Below are 1258 nucleotides of genomic sequence, written 5' to 3' on the forward strand. Positions count from 1 at the left end.
ACATCGGCTGCGTACATCGACTGTTTCCTGACGCGGGAGTGCCGACAGTCTAAGCGGTGGCGCACGGCAGGGCATGGCCGGGGAATTCCTGCCCGGCGCGGTGGTGGGAAGCGATGGCGCAACGAGGTGGACTTCCCGGGGCGAAAGCCCCCTCCCCAACCCTCCCCTTCGCTGCGCGAAAGGGAGGGGGCAGATGCAACATCTGCGGTGATCTACCGGAGCACGGCGCACTGCAGCCCTACGCGGCCACTTCCCCACGCAGCGTGCGTGCGGCACCCACCATCGCTTCCAGCGCGGCCCGGGTCTCCGGCCAGCCGCGGGTCTTCAGGCCGCAGTCCGGGTTCACCCACAACTTGCCCGGGGGCAGCACGTCGCTGGCCTTGCGCAGCAGTTCCACCATCTCGGCGCTATCGGGCACGCGCGGGGAATGGATGTCGTACACGCCCGGGCCGATCTGGTTGGGGTAGTCGAAACGCGCGAACGCATCCAGCAGTTCCATGCGCGAGCGCGAGGTCTCGATCGAGATCACGTCCGCGTCCAGGGCGGCCACCGCTTCGATGATGTCGTTGAACTGCGCGTAGCACATGTGGGTGTGGATCTGGGTGGCATCGGCCACGCCGCTGGCGCTGATGCGGAAGGCACGCACCGCCCAGTCCAGGTAGTCCTGCCATTGCGCGCGCCGCAGCGGCAGGCCTTCGCGCAGGGCCGGCTCGTCGATCTGGATGGCACGGATGCCGGCCGCCTCCAGGTCATTCACCTCATCGCGCAGCGCCAGCGCGATCTGCGTGCAGGTATCGGCGCGCGACTGGTCATCACGCACGAACGACCACTGCAGCACCGTCACCGGCCCGGTCAACATGCCCTTCATCGGCTTGTCGGTGAGCGATTGCGCGTACCGCGACCAGCGCACCGTCATCGGCGCCGGCCGGCTGACGTCGCCGAAGATCACCGGCGGTTTCACGCAGCGCGAGCCGTAGCTCTGCACCCAGCCATTGCCGGTGAAGGCGAAGCCATCGAGCTGTTCGCCGAAGTACTCGACCATGTCGTTGCGCTCGAACTCGCCGTGCACCAGCACGTCCAGGCCGATCTGTTCCTGCACGCGCACGCAATGCGCGGTCTGCTCGGCCAGGAAGGCATCGTAGTCGGCATCGGAGAGCTTGCCGGACTTGTTCCGCGCGCGGGCCAGGCGCACGTCCTGGGTCTGCGGGAACGAGCCGATGGTGGTGGTCGGGAACGCGGGCAGGCGCAGTGCCTGTGC

At 68.0% G+C, this 1258-nt stretch carries 1 protein-coding gene; it reads right to left on the reverse strand.

Features of this window, described 5'->3' with window-relative positions:
* Positions 1-238: 238 nt before the first annotated feature.
* Positions 239-1258 (reverse strand): 5-methyltetrahydropteroyltriglutamate--homocysteine S-methyltransferase (gene metE, locus VA603_RS00150; protein WP_323437592.1); only part of this gene is annotated, 1020 nt, incomplete at its 5' end.

The organism is Stenotrophomonas capsici (genome assembly GCF_034961085.1).
Classification (GTDB): domain Bacteria; phylum Pseudomonadota; class Gammaproteobacteria; order Xanthomonadales; family Xanthomonadaceae; genus Stenotrophomonas; species Stenotrophomonas capsici.